The following is a 20105-nucleotide window of genomic DNA, read 5'->3' on the forward strand; positions in this document are numbered from 1 at the left end:
CCCCGCCATGAACGCCGTCCGCCTCCACGCCTTCGGCCCCGCCGAGAACCTCTCCTACGAGCGCGTCCCCCGCCCCGTCCCCGCCCCCGGTCAGGTCCGCATCGCCGTCGCCGCCGCCGGGGTCCACCTCCTCGACACCACCCTCCGCCGAGGCGTCCAGGGCCCGCCCGCCCCGCTCCCCGAACTCCCCACGATCCCCGGCCGCGAGGTCGCCGGCACCGTCGACGCCCTCGGCCCCGGCACCGATCCCGCCTGGCTCGGCCGCCCCGTCGTCGTCCACCTCGGCTTCGCCCCCGGCGGCTACGCCGAGTACGCCGTCGCCGACGCCCAGCGCCTCCACCCCATCCCGCCCGGCCTCGACCCCGCCCGGGCCGTCGCCATGATCGGCACCGGCCGCACCGCCCTCGGGATCCTCCAGTTCGCCGACCTCGGCCCCGCCTCCACGGCCCTCGTCCCCGCCGCCGCCGGCGGCATCGGCACCCTGCTCGTCCAGTACGCCAAGAACGCCGGAGCCACCGTCATCGCCCTCGCCGGCGGCCCCGACAAAACCGCCCGCGCCGCCGCGGGCGGCGCCGACCTCGCCGTCGACTACACCGAGCCCGGCTGGCCCGACACCGTCCGCGCCCACCACCCCGACGGCGCCACCGTCCTCTTCGACTCCGTCGGCGGCCCCGCCGCCCGCGCCGCCCTCGGCCTCCTCGCCCCCGGCGCCCGCCACCTCGTCTTCGGCTGGTCCGACGGCCCGCTCACCCTCACCGACGCCGAACGCGCCGACCTCACCGCCCGCGGCATCACCACCCAGGGCGTCCTCGGCCCGGTCATGCTCCAGCGCGCCGGCGGCGACGACCCCCTGCGCCTCCTCGAAACCCGCGCCCTCGCCGAAGCCGCCGCCGGCCGCCTCCGCCCGGCCCTCCAGCGCTACCCCCTGTCCGAAGCCGCCGCCGCCCACCACGCCCTGGAAACCCGCGGCACCACCGGCAAGGTCATCCTGCACCCCTGACCCACCCCCGCCGCATCAGCCAGAAGGCCTGCGATCTCGCCCCGAAACCCGGCACCGCGCACATGGACACCCCCGCGGAACCCCGTGTACCAAACCCCCATGACGATCAACGGCGGCACCTCCTTCTGGTACGCGACCGACCCCACCGCCACCCGGCCACCCCGCCCGCCCCTCACCGGCGACACCACCGCCGACGTCGTCATCGTCGGCGGCGGCTACACCGGCCTGTGGACCGCCTACTACCTGAAGGCCGCCGCCCCCGACCTCCGCGTCACCGTCCTGGAGCAGAAGTTCTGCGGCTACGGCGCCTCCGGCCGCAACGGCGGCTGGCTCTACAACGGCATCGCCGGGCGCGACCGCTACGCCGCCCTCCACGGCCACCAGGCCGCGCTCCGCCTCCAGCGCGCCATGAACGAGACCGTCACCGAGGTCATCGACACCGCCGCCAAGGAGGGCATCGACGCCGACATCCACCGCGGCGGCGTCCTCGAAGTCGCCCGCACCCCGGCCCAGCTCAGCCGCCTCAAAGCCTTCCACGCCGCCGAGCTCGCCTTCGGCGAGAGCGACCGCGAGCTCTTCGACGCCACCGAGACCCACCGGCGCATCGGCGTCGCCGACGCCGTCGGCTCCTCCTGGACCCCGCACGGCGCCCGCATCCACCCCCTCAAGCTCGTCAAGGGCCTCGCCGCCGCCTGCGAGCGCCTGGGCGTGGTCCTCCACGAGAACACCCCCGTCACCGAGATCGCCCCGCGCCGCGCGATCACCCCGTACGGCACGGTCCGCGCCCCGTACGTCCTGCGCTGTACGGAGGGCTTCACCGCGGCCCTCAAGGGGCACAAGCGCGCCTGGCTCCCGATGAACTCCTCGATGATCGTGACGGCCCCGATCCCGGAGTCCACCTGGGAGGCCCTCAACTGGTCCGACGCCGCCACCCTCGGCGACATGGCCCACGCCTACATGTACGCCCAGCGCACCGCCGACAACCGCATCGCGATCGGCGGCCGCGGCGTCCCGTACCGCTACGGCTCGCGCACCGACAACGACGGCACCACCCAAGAACGCACCATCACCTCGCTCACGGCGCTGCTGACCTCCTTCTTCCCGGTCCTCGCCGGTACGGAGATCACCCACGCCTGGTCGGGCGTCCTCGGCGTCCCCCGCGACTGGTGCGCCACCGTCACCCTGGACGCCACCACGGGCCTCGGCTGGGCCGGCGGCTACGTCGGCTCCGGCGTCGCCACCTCGAACCTCGCGGCCCGCACCCTGCGCGACCTGGTCCTGGGCGAGCGGACGGACCTGACCACCCTCCCGTGGGTCAACCACCGCGTCCGCCGCTGGGAGCCGGAACCCTTCCGCTGGCTCGGCGTCCAGGCCCTCTACGCCGCCTACCGCGAAGCGGACCGCCACGAAACGGCCACCCACACCCCGACCACAACCCCCCTGGCCCGCCTGGCCGACCGCGTCTCGGGCCGCCACTGACCCCCCTCCGGACACGACGAAGGCCCCGGACCGCAACGGTCCGGGGCCTTGGCGCGCGGAGCCCCCTGTCGGATTCGAACCGACGACCTACGCATTACAAGTTGTCCGATCCCGTTCCTCAGACGTCCGTCCATGCCTGTTTGCCTACTGTCGTGCCTGATTGGAGGGCATCGGCATCTTCGACAGCTCCCTACGGACATCCCCGGATCGAGGGCCGTCTGAGACCACCACTGAGACCGCGCGCGGAGTCGACTGGCGCGATCGGTGTCGACCCACCGCGCCTTCAATGCCACTGCTTTGCAAATCACGGGACAAAAAGGCCACCGACATCTACCCTAGCCTTCACTGTATGGGAGATGCCTGATGCGACTGTTCACTCGACGTGAAAAATCCAGCATTGAGGAAAAATTCGAAAGCTACGTAGTGCAAGCACTACACGACTCGAACGTCGATGAGAGTGATGAGGATCGCATCAAAGAAATCTCCTCCGAATCGATTGCACCTTTCGCCGCAAAAGTGGGAGCGCAGATATGCGCCTCAATAACTCGCGATCGAAAATCCTTCAGAATCAACAACCGTACCGATCGAGGATTCAACAAGCGCCTCAATCGCCGATATCGAAAGGCGTTTGAGGCGTACATCATTTCTACCGCATGCGCGCTAGAAGCAGGCGCAGCACAGGAGGTAGATTCGAACACTTCGCTTGACGAAAATGAGCAGGCAACCAGATTTGCCCTGGTGGGTCTCCACGCCAAGGGGTGCAGAGTAGCTGGAGAGGTGTACGCGCTTCTTTGCAACGGGTACCCTGAAGGCGCCCTAGCTCGTGCTAGAACCTTGCACGAATTGGCTGTCGTCGCAGGCGCCCTAGCCGATTCCACGAACGACCCCACTCACGCAAACCTGGCAGTGAGGTATCTGGAACATGAAGTGATCGACGCCCGACGAAGCGCGATTCGATACCAGGAAGACCACATCCGCCTAGGGATGAAACCCCTGGACCAGGATTATATGGATGAACTGGAGGATCGATTCCAGTCCGTCATCACCAAATACGGACGGGAATTCCAAAAGGAATATGGGTGGGCGAAAGAATACTGCCCGGACGCTAATATTGCAGGCCTCGAAAGCAAGGTCCGAATGGGCCATATGAGGGGCTACTATAAGCTAGCGAGCAACGAAGTTCACGCCGGTTCACGCGGCATCTTCCTAAACAGGCATGAATTCATGGGAGACACGGCGTGGCGAGCAGGCAAAACAAACGCTGGACTTGCCGAACCTGCATCAATGGCGCTGAATTCTGTACATCAGATTACAGTGATGCTCCTGGTTAAGGGCGCACGCGACAGCACAGACCTAACAACATTGGCGATCCTCTATGCTCTCGATGAGCTACGGACACGCGCAGGAGAACTGTTCCTCAAGGTGGCTAGGGAGATCGGGGAGGCTGAACTGGAGGTTCGCGCCTCTCTCCGCAAAACCCTGTAAAGGAAGCAGGCCCGCAGCATTTGGGAACCTGCGGCAGCACTGCCCACATTCGGCCTGTTCCCTGCACACCGGGTCCCGCACATACATGGAGCGGAGTTGCTCCGAAATCCTGCCTTAGGCTGTGAGCATCCGAACTCCGTCATGCGACCGGACGTGCGGCGCCTCGCCGTCCAGGGCGTCAGCAACGCGAACCGCGAAGACCTCCCTCATTGCACCCTCGACCTCGTCGGGCGTTAGCCAGTGGATCGCGGTCGACTCATCCGACAGCCGTTCCACCCCTCCAACAGGCCGACACCGGAAGACCAGAGCGATAACGCCCAGCGTCAAGTTCTTGTAGACCCCGGTGAGTCGCTCCACCTCGACTGCGATCCCGGTCTCCTCGGCGACCTCCCGCAGTACGCCCTCTTCAGGACGCTCATCCCGTTCGAGGATGCCGCCGGGCGGCTCCCAAGCGCCGTTGTCCGCACGCTGGATCACGAGGACACGCCCGTCCTCCCGGACGACGATTCCAGCAACCGAGACGGAGTGCAGCGGCCTCGCAGCGGTAGCGTTAGTCATATACATGAGTCTAGGAGAATCAGCAGAGTATGCCCTTCTCGCCAGCACGTGACGCAGGCCGCCCGCGCTACCTCCAGATCGCCGACGACCTCAGCCAGCAGATTCAGGAAGCCGTGGGGGACCCCGAGGCCAAACTCCGCCCCGGAGAGAAGGTGCCTAGCGAGGCCGACCTCATGGACCGGTACTCGGTCGCTCAGGGAACCGTTCGCAAGGCCATGACTGAGCTGCGCGTGCGCGGCCTGGTTGAGACGCACCATGGCCGTGGCTCGTTTGTCCGCAAGGCCCCGCCGGTTCAGCGAAAGTCCAGCGACCGCTTCCGCAGGTCGCACAGGAAGGCTGGCAAGGCCGCATACCTGGCCGAGGCCGAGCAGGCGGGCTCCAAGCCCAGCGTCCGTGTTCTCTTCGTCGGTCAAGTTGAAGCCCCCACAGAGGTGGCCGCCCGGCTCGGGCTGGACTCCGGAGCCAGGGTCCTGGCGCGTCGCCGGCTGTACTACAGCGACGGCATCCCCACCGAAGAAGCGACGTCGTATCTCCCCTGGGACCTGGCGGAGAGCATCCCACTACTCAGGGAAGAGAACCCGGGACCAGGTGGGATCTACGCCCGCATCGAGGAGCGCGGCGACCTGCTGAAAGAGTTCCGGGAGACGGTCCGTGTTCGCCTGGCCAGCAAGGAAGAGCAGAGCGCACTGAGCCTCAGCCCCGGGGCGCCTGTCATCCACCTCACGCGGGACGCTCAAATTGAGTCAGGTCGAGTGGTCGAGGTCTGCGACACGCTCATGAGTGCTGAACAGTTCGTTCTGGAGTACCGCATCCCTGCTGGAGACTGACGGAGCGCCACATTCAAGCCACCTCACACGACGACACGTCAGCCGACGGGTTGACTCCTCTACATGAGTACAGCACTCTCATGTCATGCACTCCTGCACAGGAGTGCATGACTCCAGGAGCCGTGAGGCCCCTCGGGGCTGTTCGGCAGTAGAAGGCGGGGACGCTGCAATCCCGCTGAAGGCCAGGTGGAACAGGGCTACGGCCCGTACTGGCGAGGTGGCCCGGCGACCGCGAGCAACGGCCGGAGGGTGGGGACTTGGTCCCCCTTGCAGTGCTTCATCCCAGCTGGAGACGTAGGAGGAAACAGTGATCCGCTCAAGAATTCGGGCCTCGGCCGCGCTTGACCGGCGTGGGCGGGAACGCCCTTCGCGTCATCCCCTGAGCCGCCGCGTCAGCGCACCGGGATAGCCGGTGCTTTGCGGCTGCTAGGCCGCAGCTACGCGCTGCGGCCGGTTGCCTCCTCCGTCCGTCCGGCCCCCGGGTCGTACGGACGGGGTTGCAGGGAGCCGAGTACCTCCCGCTCCACCTCCAACACAGTGCAGCCCCCGGCGTTCCCGCGCCGAGGGCTGCTGAGTCCCGTTCCTCTCTAGAAGGAGCAAGACCCGTGAAGTCCATCGCTGCACTTCAGAGCATCGTTACCTCGTGGTCGGACGGTTTGGAGCCGTCGGACGCGGAGCTGGGGGCGATCGAGGTCGAGTTGCCGCTGATCCTGGCGGAGCGCGACCTCCTCGACGCCCTGATCGCCCAGCTGGACCGGCCGGCGTCGGAGTTCGACGCCCGCCGGATCCGCCGGGCCCGCAACCGCGTCCTCGCCGCCCGCCGGTGCCTGGCCAACCGCGCCGCCGACACCGCTATGCCGGGGGATGCGGCATGAGCAAGCAGATCTTCCGCGCGCAGCTGTCGCTGCGCTGTTGCGGTACCACCGCCCCGGAGCGGACGGCCGGCCCGTGCTGGCAGCTGTACGTGGCCCAGACCGGTCTGGTCGTCAAGTGGCCCACCTTCACCTGGCCCACCTCCCCCGAGATCCCGACCATGGAGGCCCGCCAGACGGCTCTGGCCTGCCTCGGGTTCACGCTCGCCGAGGACGCCGAGTGGGAGTGGACGGAGCACACCGGCCCCGAGTACCACCCCCACCCGGTACGGGTTCTTCTGCTGGGTGCGGTCAAGGTCCGTCCGCTGGAAGGCGGGGCGGCATGAACAGCGTTCACGTCGGTTCAGCGGAACGCGCGCTGGCCGTGGGTACGTGGCTGATCGTGGGCGGGGCGATGCTCTACTCCGTCCTCACCGTCACGCCGCTGATGGCCGCGCACACTGCCGCCGCCTGGCGGTGGACGGCGCCGATCCTGCCGCTCGTCGTGGACGCGGCGGTCGTGATCGTGGTCCGTCTCGATTCCGTCCTGGCCCGCCTTGGCGGGCACGGCGGCCCCTGGCCGGTCGCCCTGCGGTGGATGACCGGTGCCATGACCCTGGCCCTCAACATCGGCGCGTCCGCCCTGGTCGGGGACCTGGTCGGGGTCGCGATCCACTCGGTGGCGCCGCTTCTCCTGATCGTGACGGCGGAGGCCGGGCTCGCCTACCGGCGGGCCATCACCGCCGCCGTGCAGGGGCTGGAGGAGCGGGCCCGGGCAGACCGGAAGGCACGCGAGAAGGCCGCTCAGGATCGGGAGGATGCCCGCGAGCGGCGGGCCCGTGAACGCCGCGACCATGAGGCGGCCGTCGCTCGTGAACAGCGTGAACATGAGGCCCGGCTCATTCGCGAGGAGGCCGAGCGTCAGGAGCGGATCCGCCGTGAGGAACGGGACCGCGCCGAGGCCGCCGCTGCTGCCGAGCGGGAGTCCCGTGAACGCCGTGAACGCGAGCGTGAACAGGCACAGGCCGAGCGTGAACGCCTTGAACGCCAGGCCGCGCAACAGCGCGACTTGGAGGCCCGGCAGGAGGCCGAGCGGGAACGCAGGGAGCGCGCCGAGCAGGCCGAGCGTGAACGCCGTGAACAAGCTCGTGAACAGGAGCGCATCGAGCGTGAACGCGCCGAGCTGCTGGCCTCCGGCCCGCCCCCGGAGAAGCTCCCCGAGGACCGGGCCCGCGCGGTCGTGCAGTCCGCGTTCACGGCCGGCCTCGCCGTCCGGGTCGCCGCCGAGCTGACCGGCTGGTCCGTCGGCTGGGCCTCCGCCCGCTACCAGGAACACCGCGACGCCATCGCCCCCGCTCCGGCCCTGGGCCGGTGAACACCGTCCCGGTCTACCGGTGGCGCCTGGCCCCCGACGGCATGGCCACCCGCCGTCAGCTTCGTGCCGCTGGGCTTCGGCCCGGCGGCCAGGAGGTCGTGGCCCAGTTGGAGCGGCCTCGCCGGCGGCGGGGTCCGCTGGTCGCCTACCTGTATCTGGTTGAGCGGGCGAAGCCCGTCCGGCCGATGACCGTCCGCCGGGCCGCCGCCCTCGCCAAGGCGAACGCGGCCCGCCGTACCTGCCCCGCCTGCCGCCGCGACGCCGGATACGTCATCCCGGCCGCCCTCGGCATGTGCGTGGCCTGCGCCGACACTCCCTCGTCGTCTTCCTGACCGGAAGGACACCGCCGTGTTCGCCTCGCTCTTCGTGCTGCTCTACGTCGGTCATCTGCTGGCTGACTACCCGTTCCAGACCGACCACCAGGCCACCCACAAGGCGGGGTGCGGGCGGGAAGGCTGGACGGCCAACCTCGCCCACGCCGCCACCCACGTGCTGATCTGCGGGCTTCTCCTCACGGTCGGGTCGGCCGCGCTGGGCTGGGATCTGCCGTTCAGGCCGGCCGCTCTGGCCGTGTTGTGGATCGGTGCCACCCACGCGTTCATCGACCGCCGCTGGCCCGTCGCCGCATGGATGCGCATCGCCCGCCAGCCCAAATGGGCCGCCACCGGCGGCGCCGCGCACGTCGACCAGACCGCCCACATCCTCGTCCTGACCCTCGCCGCGCTCACCCTCTCTGCCTGAAAAAGGGGATCACCATGGCAAGCAACAGCAACAGCAGTAGCCGTCGGGTCAACGACTTCAGGCGGGAGCAGGCGGACCGCCCGTTCACGCCGCCGCCCCGCCAGGGCGGGGCGAGCAAGGGTGACAAGTTCGCCAGCGGCGTCGGTGCCGCGGCCGGAGGATTCGTCGGCGCGATGGGCGGAAGCTTCGTCCCCCCGATCAACCTGACGATCAACAACGGCAACAAGATGCCGAAGCACACCGCCGCCAACGGTACTCAGGGCCTGCTTCCGGCTCCGGAGTTCAGCAGCCCCGCGCAGATCCGCAACTACTGCAACACCCTCCGGGCCGCCGCCGTGATGCTCAGCTTCGAGGTCGCGATGGGAGCGGAGATCCTCAAGGCCGTACTCGGCACCGTCCCCGACCCCGAGGGCCGGATGGGCGGAGCGAAGATCCGCGCGTTCAAGGTCTCCCGGAAGATGCAGCGGGCCGCCGACGAACTGCGCAACGCCGCCAAGCTCGCCGCCGCCTGCTACGCCCAGTTCCAGCAGGAGTTCGAGGGCGAGCTGAACACCCACCGCCACCGCGCCCGCCCCGCCGCTCAGCCGCGCATGAACTGGGGCCAGCAGTGAGCCAACGCCAGACAGTCGACGAGAACGAAAGGGACCTGGACATGACCGCTGTCCTCGCGACACGCGGCGGCGGACGCTCCGGCGGTTCGGGGATCGGCGGATACCTGGTGCGCCGGGCGATGCCGCACCTGCCGCCGTGGCTGGGCGTGGCCGGGGTTGGCGTCGCCGGGTCCGGCGCGCACCTGATGTGGGCGGACTCGGTCGGTGCCGGAGTCGGCCTGACGTTGTCGGCCGTGGCTCTGACCGGGGCGACCTGGTGGGCCGGGCGCGAGACCAGCGCCCAGCGCCGCCTGCACTCCGCGATCACCGTGGCAGCCGGATCGAGCTGGTTCGCCGGGGCGGCGCTCGCGGGTCCTCTGGCCGGGATTCTGCCGGATGCCTTCCTGATGGGCGGTGCGGTCCTCGCGTTGTCCTGGAACGTGAGGATGGCGCTGCGCACGACGGACGGTGCGGTGAGCGGGTCGGCGGACAAGAGCCTTCTGGAGAAGGTCGGCCTGGCGAAAGCGAAGATCGGCCGGACCGAGGTCGAGCCGAACCGGGTCACCGCCAACCTGCTGCTGGAGGGCGGCGAGCAGACCAACGACGACGTGGCCCGCGCCCTGGTGCGGATCGCCTCGGCGCTGGACCTGCCGCAGTCGGCGGTCCGCTACCAGGCCGACCCGGACTCCGCCCGGCGCGGCGAACTGGTCATCGTGCCCAAGGACAGGCTGACCGAGCCGCAAGAATGGGCGGGCCCCTCCAACGTCGGCGGCTCGATCATGGAACCGCTCATCATCGGCCGGTACGACGACGGCACCCCGCTGGTGATCTGGCTGCCCGGCGACCCCGCGCAAGGCCGCAACGCCCAGCACTTCCTGATCGCGGGCGGCACCGGATCGGGCAAGGGCGACACCGCGCTGAACATCCAGACGGAAATCCTGTCGCGCCGCGACGTGATCATGTGGCTCTCGGACCCCAAGAGCTTCCAGGACTTCCGGCCGCTGCTACCCGCCTACGACTGGGCGGTAGAGGGCGGGTCCGGCACGGAAGCGATGGTCGCCGCACTCCAGCACGTCATCCCGGCCCGGACCGGGTGGCTCGGCAAGCACTCCTACCGGCAGTGGACGCCCCAGGCCGCCCAGCCGCAGACCGACCCGGCGCACTCCTGCCGGCCGGACGGCACGGCCTGCGGCTGCGAGGGCATGCCCTACATGGTCGCGTGGATGGAGGAGGCCGCCAACACGCTCCGCGCGCTGGGGGATGACGCGTTCACCGGCATCGCCCAGGAAGCCCGGTCCGCCGGGTGCTCGCTGATCGTGTCGCTCCAGCGGCCCAGTTACGACCAGATGTCCACCAGCACCAGGGCCTCGCTGCCGTCCGTGATCGCACTCGGCTGCGACCCCCGCGACGAAGGGTTCAGCCTCCCCGAGGCGGTCATCAACGCGGGTGCCCACCCCGGGGCGTGGGGCAACCGCCGGCCTGGCTACTGCTACGTCGTCGCGGGCGGCGTCGACCCCGACCGGTACGCGGCCCCTGCCCGCACGCAGCAGTTCACCCAGGCCGCCACTGCGGTCATGGAGATGCTCGCGCAGTGGACCGTCCGCAACGGAGCGAGCGCCGACCCGGTCACAGCCGCAGCGGCCAAGGCGATCGTCGGCCGCGCCTACACCGGCCGCCAGCCCAACGAAACGGAGCACACCACCATGCAGCACGAGCAGGAGCACAACAAGGAGGAGCTGATCGACGGCGAGCAGCTCGACCCCGAGGACGCCGACATCGACCCGGACGCCGAGCTTCCCGCGGCCGCCGAGGGCGACGACGCCCCGCTGTTCGCCCTGAGCTCCGGCTACAAGCCGTCCCCGGAGGAGGCCCGGGAGCTGTTCGCCCGCGCCCTCGATGAGTTCGAGGAAGCCGGGCAGATGATCGTCGGCCCGAAGGACTTCCTCGACTGGTGTGACACCAACGGCTACAGCCGCCCCTGGGTCTCCGCCCGCCTCAAGGACGCCGCCATGGAAGGCCGCCTGGAGCCCACGACCCAGACCGGCCGGTGGCGGATCGTCCCCGCCCTGGCCGCCGCCTGACACCACCCCTGGAGGAGAGATGGACTCGATCGACCGCGAATGACGCGACCTCAACCTCGCGCAGATGATCGACGACTACGAGGAAGCCGACCAGGCCGAGTTCGCCGCCTTCATGGCGGAGACGGACGACCCCGACTGGGCCTGACACCTGACACCGTCACGGCCGCGTGACACCCAAACCCTTAGGCGGGAGCGGGTGTCACGCGCCCTGACACCCCCGCCTGACACCCCCTGACACCCACGCTCTGACACCTCACCCATCGGGCCCGCGCCACGTATCCGGCGCGGGCCCGACCCACACCCGGGAGGCGTCCACATGCCCCGCGAACCGGCCGTCCACCTCCCCACCCCGATCGCCTGGAACCCCGCCCCGAACCACCACGCCGCCTCGATGCCGGCGCTCCCCTCCGGTTCGGGCATCAGCTGGGTCACCCTCCCCGACGGCACCCGCACCCTCGCCTACACCCACCCCGCCCCCATCGGGGTCGCCCCCACCCCGGCCCCTCCGGTCACGGTGCCGACGTGGGCCAAGACCACCGCGCTGTTGGCCCCGACCGTCGGGGGAGGCATCGGCGCCGCCGGAATCGGAATCTCCTACGCCGCCCCCGGAGTCCTCGCCATGGCCGAAGCCCTCTGGGCCCTCGTCGCGCTCATCGCCGCCGGCACCGCCCTCCCCCTGATCCTCCGCACCGGCCGCGGCAGGGGCGGCCGGGGCGGGGCGCCGGTCCAGCACATCACCCAGAACATCAGCGCCACCGGCCTCTTCGGCCGCGCCACCGGAACCCTCAACAACCGCTGACCGGTGTCCAAGGCCGAGGGCGGCAGCAAGCACTCCGGCCCCCCGGACGGATGCTGCCGCCGGCCGTCGATGTTGTCAGACGGTGATGGCGGTCTGTTCGACGCTCGCCTGCTTGGGCAGCACGACCTGGTGGGATGCGCGGTGCAGGTCCCAGTGGGCGCCGAGCCAGGTCCGGTGGTCCTTGTTGAGGACGGCCTGGACCGGCTGGCCGTGCAGCTGGGCGTAGTGGGGGTAAGCGGCCAGCTGGGCAGAGATGTCCAGCGTCCCGGTCGTCGGGTGGACCGCGATGAGTCCCAGGTCGAACAGGCGGTGCAGGTCGCGCCGCAGCAGCAGTCCGCCGCTGGGGTGGTGCTGGCCGTCTGCGGCGTAGCTGTAGAGGTGGGCGGCTTCCAGGACCGTGGCGGGTGCCGGGCCGGTGAAGGCGCACATCTGGCCGTGTTCGTTGAGCAGGCGCCGCCGGAACGCGGCCTGTCCGACCCGGGCGCGGACCATGGTGGTCTTGTGGCCGCCGGGGATGGCGGGCTGCTGGGCGGCGTCGGCGATGTCGACGCTGGTGGGCTGGCCGGTGGCCAAGATCGCGGCCCGCATCTTGTCCCAGGCGAACGGGCGCAGGCTCTGCTGGGACTTGGGTGAGTCGCACAGGCTGCGCAGTTCGGCGCCGGTCAGCAGGCCGGCCATGTCGACCCAGTTGATGCCGTGCCGGGACCGGTAGGTGGTGACCTGCTTGGTCTGGGTGATCGGTGTGTCGAACTCGGCCTTGCAGTCCCAGCACAGGTAGGTGGGCGTCTTGGTGCGGCGGGCCTTGAAGCTGGCCCGCATGCAGGCCGGACAGCTGTAGGTGTCCTTCACCGCCGAGCCCACGTCGATTCCCTCGATGACGGAGACGCCGAGCAGGGACTTCTTGTCCCACAGGGCGATCACGTCGCCGACGGCGATGGCCGCGTGGTTGGGGACGGTGCTGTCCCAGCTGTAGTGCCGCGACGGCTCGTCGTCGTAGCCGTCGTTCCCGCCGTGCGTCCGATCGTCGTCGGCCACCGCCAGCACCAGCCACGCGCCCATCGCTACCCCCTCACTGCGGCCGTACACACGGGCCGCACAAGATCCACGGTCGCGACAAATCTAACCGCCCCCTCCGACAACGCCCCCAGCCTGCAAAGGCGAGGAGTCGTGCGAGGGGCTCACGAGGAGACACATGGACCTAGTCCTGGCCTTACCCACCCGACCGATACGCCGGAAACCCCGCGTGCTCGATCTGTGCTGCGGTGCCGGCGGCGTCTCGATGGGCTACCACCTGGCCGGGTTCGACGTCGTCGGCGTCGACAACCGGCCCCAGCCCAACTACCCCTTCACCTTCCACCAAGCCGACGCCATCGCCTACCTCACCGCGCTCATCGCCTCCGGCGAGATCGAGGTCTTCGACCTGGTCCACGCGTCTTGGCCCTGCCAACGCTTCGCCCGCGTCACGGCCTGGCGAGGGGATCGCGACGAGCACCCCGACCTCCTGACCCCCGGGAAGAAGCTCATGCAGGCCAGCCACCGCCCCTGGGTCATCGAAAACGTCCCCGAAGCCCCTCTACGCCCGGACTACCTCCTCTGCGGCAGCCAGTTCGGACTCAACGTCCGCCGCCACCGCACCTTCGAAACCTCCTGGGGCGGCGGGGGAGACCTCGTCCCGCCCTGCTGGCACCACAAGGGACTGCTTGCCTTCGAGCACAAGGGAGAGCGGGCCTACGCGGACGCCATGGGCTGCACGTGGATGAGCAACGTCGAGGCCCGCCAAGCCGTACCCCCGGCCTACGCCCACTGGATCGCCAGCCAATACCTCGCCCAGCGAGCCACAGCCGCCGCCTGAAAAGGCCTACACCACGTCACACACGAGGGCGGCCCCGTCTCGGCAAAGTCCGGGCCGCCCTCTTCCAGCTCTCACTGGAGGAATCAAGGATGACCTATCAACCCGCATCCGCGCTGCTGACCGCCGCGCTCGATGCCGCTGCCCTGGGTTGGAGCGTGTTCCCGCTCCGGCCCGGGCAGAAGCGTCCCGCTCTGCACGGGGAAGAGCACTGTCCCGGTCTGGGGGACTGTGCCGGTGGGCACCGCAAGTGGGAGGTACGGGCCACCAGCGACCCGGACCGGATCCGCCGCGCGTGGGACCGGATCGCCTTCAACGTCGGTATCGCCACGGGCCCTTCGTCCCTTGTCGTGGTCGACCTCGACGTGCCGAAGGGCAAGGGCAGTTCGGACGCGCCGTGCGGCGCGGACACCTTCCAGGCGCTCTGCGAGCGCGCCGGGCAGCCCGTCCCGGCCACGCTCTCGGTGAGGACGCCCACCGGCGGATCCCACCTGTACTTCACCGCCCCGGCCGGGGTCCGGCTGGGGAACTCGGCGGGCAGGCTCGGACCGCTCATCGACACCCGCGCGTGGGGCGGCTACGTCGTCGCGCCCGGCAGCATCACGGCGGTAGGGGCGTACGAGGTCACCGATCCGACGGCCCCGGCGCCGTTCCCGACGTGGCTGTACTCCCTGCTCGCTCCCCGGCAGGCCCTGCGTCAGCTCACCGGCCGCCCCGCAACCACCCACCGCACTGGCCGGTACGCGGCCGCCGCCCTGAACGCCGAGACGGCGTCGGTCGAGTCGGCCCCGGACGGAGAGCGCAACGGGACGCTGCTGCGGGCCGCCCGGGCTCTGGGGCGGTTCATCGCCGCGGGCGACCTCGGCCGCGAGGTGGTGGAGGAGGCTCTTCAATGGGCGGGGGAGTCGGCCGGCCTGCCGTCTTCCGAGTGCCGCGCCACGATCCGCTCCGGTCTGAACTGGTCCATCGCCCGCAACGCGATGAGGCGGACGGCATGAACCACCGCCCCCGTTCCTCCTTGAAGAGCCTCACCCCCGCCCCCACCGGCCCCAGCTCCGCCGAACCGGCCCCGGCCACGGGCGGCGGTGGGGCGCCGAAGGTCGTCGCCGAAGGCGTCCCTTCTGCCCTTCTCCGTGACCCGCGCCCTGCGGACGGCCGGTACGTCGTCGCCGTCCTGCACATCTACGCCCCGCGCGGCGCCGTCCCCACCGCCACCTCGACGTGCGAGTGCGGGCACAACCGCTCCGCCGTCGGGCAGCGGCAGGTCCTCGCCCTGATCCAGCTCCACACCGACCACCGCGCCGCATGCCCACTGGGCCGCATCGCCACCGCTCACCGGAGGAAGGCCGCATGACCGCCGACACCCAGACCCTGCCCGCGTCCACCCCGACGGCCACGGACGGCTCCCGCCTGCTGGACGAGGTGGAGGCCTTCCACCGGCGCTTCAACGTCTTCCCCACCGAAGCCGCGTACGTCGCCGTCGCCCTGTGGGACGCTCACGCGCACCTGCTGGACTGCTTCGACTCCACCCCGCGGCTCGCGTTCCTCTCCCCCGAACCCGGGTCGGGGAAGTCCCGCGCGCTGGAGATCGTGGAGACCCTGGTACCTCAGCCGCTGGTGGCCGCGAACGCGTCCGCCCCGGTCCTGTTCCGGGCCGTTTCCACCCTGGAGAACCGGCCCACGATCCTCTTCGACGAGGTCGACACGATCTTCGGCCCCAAGGCCGGGGACAACGAGCCCCTGCGCGGGTTCCTGAACGCCGGCCACCACCGGGGCGCCGGCATGTGGCGGTGCGTCGGCGACGGCACCAACCAGACCGTCCAGGAGTTCCCCAGCTTCTGCGTGGTCGCCATGGCCGGGCTCGGCTCGCTGCCGGACACGATCCTGACCCGGTCGGTCATCATCCGGATGCGCCGCCGGGCCCGCAACGAACGCGTACAGCCCTTCCGTCGCCGCCTGCACGCCCCCGAGGGTCACGCCCTGCGCGACCGGCTCGCCGCCTGGGCAGACAGCGTCCGGCATCTGGTCGACGGGGTGTTCCCCGATATGCCCGACGAGGTCACCGACCGTCCCGCCGACGTGTGGGAGCCGCTCATCGCCGTCGCCGATGCGGCGGGGGGCGACTGGCCGGCCCGGGCCCGCGCCGCCTGCGCGCAGATCGTCGCCGCGTCCAAGCAGGACGACAAGGGCAGCATCGGAATCCGCCTGCTCACCGACCTGCGCGACCACGTCCTCAACGGGATCGAGCGACTGCCCACCATCTCCGTCCTGGACCGCCTCTACGCGCTGGAGGAAGCGCCGTGGGCGGACATGGGCGGCAAGCCGCTGACCTCCCGGGGCCTGGCCAAGATGCTCGGCGAGTACATGACCGGGGACAACAAGCCCATCGAGCCCCGCAACATCAAGACCGGCGGAGCCGTCCTCAAGGGGTACTACGCGGCCGATCTCGCCGACGCGTGGACGAGGTACTGCCCTCCCCCCACCCCCTGAGAATCCGCTACTTCCGCTACCTCCGCTACCGCGCAGGTCACAGGCCCTGCGGAGGTAGCGGATAGCCCGAAACCATCCGCTACCCGAACAGCACCTCCCGCTACCGGCCCGGCCCCCAACGGCCGGGCCGGTCGCGCGTCTATCCGCTACCGCTACCCAATCCGCTACCTCGATCAAGCCCCTGACCAGGGCGGTAGCGGAGGTAGCGGCAGTAGCGGATTCCCACCAACGGGGATGAGAAGCCCCGTCAGTCCGTCGCCGTGGAGGCACTCAGATGACCACCGCCGTCACCCCCTCCGCCCGCGTCCTCTGCACCGTGGACGTCGCCGCCGAACTGCTCTCCCTCGGCCGCTCCACCGTCTACGAGCTGATGGCCGCGGGCGAGCTGCCGTTCGTCAAGGTCGGCCGGGCCCGCCGGATCCGCCGGTCCGACGTCGACGCGTTCGCCGCCCAGCTCCCGCCGCAGTCCGTCTGATCGCTCAGCGCCACCCGCTGGCGGCCCCGGGGACTCCCCGGGGCCGCCTTCCGCATGGAGGAACACAAGAGCCCATGAGCACCCGCAAGCCGAACATGGAGTCGTCCATCTACCTGGGCAGTGACGGGTGGTGGCACGGCCGCGTCACGATGGGCGTGAAGGCGGACGGTGGGCCCGACCGCCGGCACCGCCGGGCCAAGACCGAGGCTGCCGTCGCCAAGAAGGTCCGCGAGCTGGAAAAGCTGCGCGACGAGGGCCGGGCCACGAAGGCCGGGCGAAAGCCGACCGTCGCGCAGTGGATGGACACCTACCTGTCGACCATCGCGAGCCTGAAGCTCAAGCCGCGGTCCCTGGACGACTACTGGTCGAAGACCCGCAACGACATCGTCCCGGGCATCGGCAAGCACCGGCTCGACAAGCTCGCCCCGGAGCACCTGGAGGTGATGTACGCGGCGATGCTGAAGGAGGGGCACGCCGCGTCCCACGTGGTGAAGGTGCACCGGATCCTCTCCCGGGCCCTGAAGATCGCCCAGCGCCGCCGGATCATCAACGAGAACGTCGCCACCCTCGTGGACCCGCCCTCCGTGGACGAGACCGAGGCCAACCCCTTCTCGCGCGACGAGTCGAGGGCGTTTCTCGCGGCCGCCGCCAAGCGTCCGACGTTCATGCGGTGGGCGATCGGGGTCGGCATGGGCTTCCGGCAGGGTGAGGCGCTGGGCCTGCGCTGGCCGTACGTGGACCTGGAGCAGGGGCTGTTCCATCCCGCGTGGCAGCTCCAGCGGCTCACCTGGAAGCACGGGTGCGCGGACGCCCGCGCCTGCGGGGCCCGGCTCCACAGGTTCGAGCCGTGCCCGCCCGGCTGCTCGACGCACAAGAACTACGTCCGCGGGTGCCCGCCGCCGTGCCCGCCCACGTGCCGGCGGCACGCCAGCGCCTGCCCGGAGCGGAAGGGCGGGGGTCTCGCCTTCACCCGGCCCAAGACGAAGAAGAGCCAGAACCCGGTGCCGATCCCGCCGCCCTTCCTGCCCTACCTGCTGGAGCACCGGACGAAGCAGAAGGAGCAGCGGCGGGCCGCCGGGGAGCTGTGGGAGGAGTGCGACGCGGTGTTCACCCGGGAGGACGGCCGGCCGCTGGACCCGCGGGCCGACTGGGCGGAGTTCAAGGAGCTGCTCGCCGAAGCCGGAATCAGCGACCGCCGCCAGCACGACGGAAGCCGTCACACGGCCGGCACGATCCTGAACGAGCTGGGGGTGGACATGCCCACGATCATGGAGATCCTCCGGCACACCCAGATCAGCCAGACCCGCCGCTACGTGAAGGGCCGCTCCGAGCTGTCCCGAGAGGCAATGCGGCGGATGGGAGAGACCTTCATGCCCGGTCCCGCACCCGCTCCCATGGGCCCCACTGAGACCAGAACTGAGACAGAGAGCACCCATGCGGCCCGTGCCCGGCGCCGCCGCAAGATCCGCTGAAACAAGAAAATCCCAGCTCAGAACGGATCTGAGCTGGGATCCCAGCAGAGCCCCCTGTCGGATTCGAACCGACGACCTACGCATTACAAGTGCGTTGCTCTGGCCGGACTGAGCTAAGGAGGCGAGGCCGTCCTCACTTTACACAGAGCGCCATTCCCGGGGCCATCACGTTGCGGGCCGCCGCCGGCCGCCCGGGAAGTCACCGCCGTGCGGGGGCTGACAGGAGGCGGATCGGGGGGTAGCGTCGGGCGGAAGTCCGATTACTGGACTAGACCTTCCACTCGGATCGTCCGGCACGTTCCTGCCGGTAGAAGGGATTCATCACCATGGCTTCTGTCACCTTCGACAAGGCGACCCGGCTGTACCCCGGCGGCGACAAGCCCGCCGTCGACCAGCTGGAGCTGGAGATCGAGGACGGCGAGTTCCTCGTCCTCGTCGGCCCCTCCGGCTGCGGCAAGTCCACCTCGCTGCGCATGCTGGCCGGCCTGGAGGACGTCAACGGCGGCGCCATCCGCATCGGCGACCGCGACGTCACGCACCTGCCGCCCAAGGACCGGGACATCGCGATGGTGTTCCAGAACTACGCGCTGTACCCGCACATGTCCGTCGCCGACAACATGGGCTTCGCGCTCAAGATCGCCGGCGAGGACAAGGCCACCATCCGCCGCAAGGTGGAGGACGCGGCGAAGATGCTGGACCTGACCCAGTACCTCGACCGCAAGCCGAAGGCGCTCTCCGGCGGTCAGCGCCAGCGCGTCGCCATGGGCCGCGCGATCGTGCGCAAGCCGCAGGTGTTCCTGATGGACGAGCCGCTGTCGAACCTGGACGCGAAGCTGCGCGTGTCCACGCGCACGCAGATCGCGGCGCTCCAGCGCGACCTCGGCATCACCACCGTCTACGTCACCCACGACCAGGTCGAGGCCATGACGATGGGCGACCGCGTGGCCGTCCTCAAGGACGGGCTGCTCCAGCAGGTCGACACCCCGCGCAACATGTACGACCGCCCGGCGAACCTGTTCGTCGCCGGCTTCATCGGCTCGCCCGCCATGAACCTGGTCGAGGTCCCGATCACCGACGGCGGCGTGAAGTTCGGCGACAGCGTCGTCCCGGTGTCCCGCGAGGCGCTTACGGCCGCGGCCGACGCCGGCGACCGCACCGTCACCGTGGGCGTCCGACCCGAGCACTTCGACGTCGCGGACTCGGGCGGCCTGACCATCACCGTCAACGTCGTCGAGGAACTCGGCGCCGACGGGTACGTCTACGGCGTCACCCCGGCCGAGAAGGGCTCGCAGGACATCGTCGTGCGCGTCGGCGGCCGCCAGGTGCCGGAGAAGGGCTCGACCCTGCACGTGGTGCCGCGCCCCGCCGAGATCCACGTGTTCTCGACGTCCTCGGGTGCGCGCCTCTCCGACTGACCGGGTACCGGCGTGACATGAAGGGGCGCTCCGCCAAGGGGCGCCCCTTCGTGGTGAGTTCCGGGCGGACCGGGCCATTCGGCCCCGCCCGTCAACCCTTTATTCGAAAAACCACGTCGAACCATCCCCCGACCGGGTGACTAATTGTCTCCAAAACTTCACCGAGCGCTACTCTCGCCCTCGTGACCCACACTGCCCGCCGTATCGGCCGTTCCCTCGCCCTGGTCCTGCCCGTCGTCCTGGTCCTGTCCGGGACCCTCGCGGTCACGATGGTCCCCTGGGCGGACAACACTCCCTCCCAGATCCTGACCGCGTCCGCCGAGGACGTCTCCGTCCCCGCGAAGCCGCGCGCCGCGCAGGACGTGCTCCGCGACAAGCTCATGACCGAGCTGCAGCAGGGCGAGGCGCCCGGCGTCGTCCTGACGCACCTCCAGCAGGAGGTGGACCGGCGGCCGTCGCTCACCGACCACTGCGTGGGCATCGCGCGGGCGCTCGGCCGGGCCGCCGTGGAGGCGTACGGTCCGACGAAGGCGCAGTCCTTCGCGCGGCCCGTGTGCGACACCGCGTACGCGTCCGGCGTCGCCTCCATGGGCTGACGACGGCCGACGCCGGTTGACG

The 20105-nt window shown here is 70.2% G+C and carries 22 protein-coding genes and 1 tRNA gene; 20 read left to right on the plus strand and 3 right to left on the minus strand.

The genetic code is table 11. The annotated features are described in order from the left end of the window. Positions 1–7: 7 nt before the first annotated feature. From EES41_RS17060 to EES41_RS41450, 3 genes are all read left to right on the plus strand, one after another. On the plus strand, positions 8–1000 hold the full coding sequence (locus EES41_RS17060; protein WP_123082529.1) for a zinc-binding dehydrogenase: 993 nt from the start codon (positions 8–10) through the stop codon (positions 998–1000). A gap of 99 nt (positions 1001–1099) precedes the next feature. Continuing rightward, positions 1100–2479, plus strand: a complete 1380-nt coding sequence (locus EES41_RS17065; protein WP_123079343.1) for an FAD-binding oxidoreductase — start codon at positions 1100–1102, stop codon at positions 2477–2479. Positions 2480–2842: 363 nt separating this feature from the next. Continuing rightward, positions 2843–3964, plus strand: coding sequence for a DUF5677 domain-containing protein (locus EES41_RS41450; RefSeq protein ID WP_164495866.1), 1122 nt, complete (start codon positions 2843–2845; stop codon positions 3962–3964). A 114-nt stretch (positions 3965–4078) separates the two neighbouring features. On the opposite strand, the gene EES41_RS17070 is transcribed toward EES41_RS41450, so the two are convergent. After that, positions 4079–4522: an NUDIX domain-containing protein gene (locus tag EES41_RS17070; protein ID WP_254211476.1), complete on the minus strand. Its 444-nt coding sequence runs from the start codon at positions 4520–4522 to the stop codon at positions 4079–4081. Between the two features lie 29 nt (positions 4523–4551). Between EES41_RS17070 and EES41_RS17075 the strand changes: the two genes are divergently transcribed. The 9 genes from EES41_RS17075 (at position 4552) to EES41_RS17115 (ending at position 11786) form a co-directional block, all read left to right on the plus strand. Continuing rightward, complete coding sequence (locus EES41_RS17075) at positions 4552–5349, plus strand: GntR family transcriptional regulator (RefSeq protein ID WP_123079347.1); 798 nt, start codon at positions 4552–4554, stop codon at positions 5347–5349. A gap of 605 nt (positions 5350–5954) precedes the next feature. Further along, positions 5955–6224 (plus strand): DUF6284 family protein, encoded by a 270-nt coding sequence (locus EES41_RS17080; protein ID WP_123079349.1) that lies wholly within the window; start codon positions 5955–5957, stop codon positions 6222–6224. After that, complete coding sequence (locus EES41_RS17085) at positions 6221–6547, plus strand: DUF6303 family protein (protein ID WP_123079351.1); 327 nt, start codon at positions 6221–6223, stop codon at positions 6545–6547. The genes EES41_RS17080 and EES41_RS17085 overlap by 4 nt, the downstream gene beginning before the upstream one ends. Then, positions 6544–7575: a DUF2637 domain-containing protein gene (locus EES41_RS17090; protein ID WP_123079353.1), complete on the plus strand. Its 1032-nt coding sequence runs from the start codon at positions 6544–6546 to the stop codon at positions 7573–7575. Before EES41_RS17085 ends, EES41_RS17090 begins: the two co-directional genes overlap by 4 nt. Next, on the plus strand, positions 7572–7907 hold the full coding sequence (locus EES41_RS17095; RefSeq protein ID WP_123079355.1) for an RRQRL motif-containing zinc-binding protein: 336 nt from the start codon (positions 7572–7574) through the stop codon (positions 7905–7907). The genes EES41_RS17090 and EES41_RS17095 overlap by 4 nt, the downstream gene beginning before the upstream one ends. A gap of 16 nt (positions 7908–7923) precedes the next feature. Next, positions 7924–8316, plus strand: coding sequence for a DUF3307 domain-containing protein (locus EES41_RS17100; RefSeq protein WP_123079357.1), 393 nt, complete (start codon positions 7924–7926; stop codon positions 8314–8316). A 14-nt stretch (positions 8317–8330) separates the two neighbouring features. After that, entirely contained in the window at positions 8331–8927 is a 597-nt protein-coding gene (traA, locus tag EES41_RS17105) for a plasmid transfer protein TraA (protein ID WP_123079359.1), read from the plus strand. A gap of 41 nt (positions 8928–8968) precedes the next feature. Further along, the gene (traB, locus tag EES41_RS17110) at positions 8969–10987 is read left to right on the plus strand and encodes a plasmid transfer protein TraB (RefSeq protein ID WP_123082530.1); all 2019 of its coding nucleotides are present in this window, start codon (positions 8969–8971) and stop codon (positions 10985–10987) included. A gap of 316 nt (positions 10988–11303) precedes the next feature. Beyond that, positions 11304–11786, plus strand: coding sequence for a hypothetical protein (locus tag EES41_RS17115; RefSeq protein ID WP_254211477.1), 483 nt, complete (start codon positions 11304–11306; stop codon positions 11784–11786). 75 nt (positions 11787–11861) lie between these two features. Here the strand turns inward: EES41_RS17115 and EES41_RS17120 are convergent, their stop codons facing one another. After that, the gene (locus EES41_RS17120; RefSeq protein ID WP_123079361.1) at positions 11862–12845 is read right to left on the minus strand and encodes an HNH endonuclease; all 984 of its coding nucleotides are present in this window, start codon (positions 12843–12845) and stop codon (positions 11862–11864) included. Between the two features lie 133 nt (positions 12846–12978). On the opposite strand from EES41_RS17120, the gene EES41_RS17125 reads away from it, so the two are divergent. The 6 genes from EES41_RS17125 (at position 12979) to EES41_RS17150 (ending at position 18072) form a co-directional block, all read left to right on the plus strand. Beyond that, entirely contained in the window at positions 12979–13638 is a 660-nt protein-coding gene (locus EES41_RS17125; RefSeq protein WP_123079363.1) for a DNA cytosine methyltransferase, read from the plus strand. Positions 13639–13727: 89 nt separating this feature from the next. After that, positions 13728–14633 carry a bifunctional DNA primase/polymerase gene (locus tag EES41_RS17130; RefSeq protein WP_123079365.1) on the plus strand — a complete coding sequence of 302 codons (906 nt, stop codon included), beginning with the start codon at positions 13728–13730 and terminating at the stop codon, positions 14631–14633. Beyond that, on the plus strand, positions 14630–14989 hold the full coding sequence (locus EES41_RS43015) for a hypothetical protein (RefSeq protein WP_254211478.1): 360 nt from the start codon (positions 14630–14632) through the stop codon (positions 14987–14989). Before EES41_RS17130 ends, EES41_RS43015 begins: the two co-directional genes overlap by 4 nt. A gap of 554 nt (positions 14990–15543) precedes the next feature. Beyond that, complete coding sequence (locus EES41_RS43020; protein ID WP_254211767.1) at positions 15544–16125, plus strand: DUF3631 domain-containing protein; 582 nt, start codon at positions 15544–15546, stop codon at positions 16123–16125. A 274-nt stretch (positions 16126–16399) separates the two neighbouring features. Beyond that, positions 16400–16600 carry a helix-turn-helix domain-containing protein gene (locus EES41_RS17145; protein WP_123079369.1) on the plus strand — a complete coding sequence of 67 codons (201 nt, stop codon included), beginning with the start codon at positions 16400–16402 and terminating at the stop codon, positions 16598–16600. Positions 16601–16674: 74 nt separating this feature from the next. Next, positions 16675–18072, plus strand: coding sequence for a tyrosine-type recombinase/integrase (locus EES41_RS17150; RefSeq protein ID WP_123079371.1), 1398 nt, complete (start codon positions 16675–16677; stop codon positions 18070–18072). 48 nt (positions 18073–18120) lie between these two features. Here EES41_RS17150 and EES41_RS17155 read toward each other — a convergent pair. Further along, positions 18121–18195: transfer RNA gene (locus EES41_RS17155), tRNA-Thr, on the minus strand. A 203-nt stretch (positions 18196–18398) separates the two neighbouring features. Here EES41_RS17155 and EES41_RS17160 point away from each other — a divergent pair. Then, complete coding sequence (locus tag EES41_RS17160) at positions 18399–19487, plus strand: ABC transporter ATP-binding protein (protein ID WP_037797828.1); 1089 nt, start codon at positions 18399–18401, stop codon at positions 19485–19487. 182 nt (positions 19488–19669) lie between these two features. Next, positions 19670–20083 (plus strand): hypothetical protein, encoded by a 414-nt coding sequence (locus EES41_RS17165; protein ID WP_123079373.1) that lies wholly within the window; start codon positions 19670–19672, stop codon positions 20081–20083. Positions 20084–20105: the final 22 nt, after the last annotated feature.

The sequence above is a fragment of the Streptomyces sp. ADI95-16 genome (genome assembly GCF_003721495.1).
In the GTDB taxonomy this organism is placed as follows: Bacteria; Actinomycetota; Actinomycetes; order Streptomycetales; family Streptomycetaceae; genus Streptomyces; species Streptomyces goshikiensis.

Coding starts and splice junctions, on each gene's coding strand:
- EES41_RS17060 (WP_123082529.1), top strand. CDS start 8: ATGAACGCCGTCCGCCTCCACGCCTTCGGCCCCGCCGAGAACCTCTCC.
- EES41_RS17065 (WP_123079343.1), top strand. CDS start 1,100: ATGACGATCAACGGCGGCACCTCCTTCTGGTACGCGACCGACCCCACC.
- EES41_RS41450 (WP_164495866.1), top strand. CDS start 2,843: ATGCGACTGTTCACTCGACGTGAAAAATCCAGCATTGAGGAAAAATTC.
- EES41_RS17070 (WP_254211476.1), bottom strand. CDS start 4,522: ATGACTAACGCTACCGCTGCGAGGCCGCTGCACTCCGTCTCGGTTGCT.
- EES41_RS17075 (WP_123079347.1), top strand. CDS start 4,552: ATGCCCTTCTCGCCAGCACGTGACGCAGGCCGCCCGCGCTACCTCCAG.
- EES41_RS17085 (WP_123079351.1), top strand. CDS start 6,221: ATGAGCAAGCAGATCTTCCGCGCGCAGCTGTCGCTGCGCTGTTGCGGT.
- EES41_RS17090 (WP_123079353.1), top strand. CDS start 6,544: ATGAACAGCGTTCACGTCGGTTCAGCGGAACGCGCGCTGGCCGTGGGT.
- traA (WP_123079359.1), top strand. CDS start 8,331: ATGGCAAGCAACAGCAACAGCAGTAGCCGTCGGGTCAACGACTTCAGG.
- traB (WP_123082530.1), top strand. CDS start 8,969: ATGACCGCTGTCCTCGCGACACGCGGCGGCGGACGCTCCGGCGGTTCG.
- EES41_RS17115 (WP_254211477.1), top strand. CDS start 11,304: ATGCCCCGCGAACCGGCCGTCCACCTCCCCACCCCGATCGCCTGGAAC.
- EES41_RS17120 (WP_123079361.1), bottom strand. CDS start 12,845: ATGGGCGCGTGGCTGGTGCTGGCGGTGGCCGACGACGATCGGACGCAC.
- EES41_RS17125 (WP_123079363.1), top strand. CDS start 12,979: ATGGACCTAGTCCTGGCCTTACCCACCCGACCGATACGCCGGAAACCC.
- EES41_RS17130 (WP_123079365.1), top strand. CDS start 13,728: ATGACCTATCAACCCGCATCCGCGCTGCTGACCGCCGCGCTCGATGCC.
- EES41_RS43015 (WP_254211478.1), top strand. CDS start 14,630: ATGAACCACCGCCCCCGTTCCTCCTTGAAGAGCCTCACCCCCGCCCCC.
- EES41_RS43020 (WP_254211767.1), top strand. CDS start 15,544: ATGCGCCGCCGGGCCCGCAACGAACGCGTACAGCCCTTCCGTCGCCGC.
- EES41_RS17145 (WP_123079369.1), top strand. CDS start 16,400: ATGACCACCGCCGTCACCCCCTCCGCCCGCGTCCTCTGCACCGTGGAC.
- EES41_RS17150 (WP_123079371.1), top strand. CDS start 16,675: ATGAGCACCCGCAAGCCGAACATGGAGTCGTCCATCTACCTGGGCAGT.
- EES41_RS17160 (WP_037797828.1), top strand. CDS start 18,399: ATGGCTTCTGTCACCTTCGACAAGGCGACCCGGCTGTACCCCGGCGGC.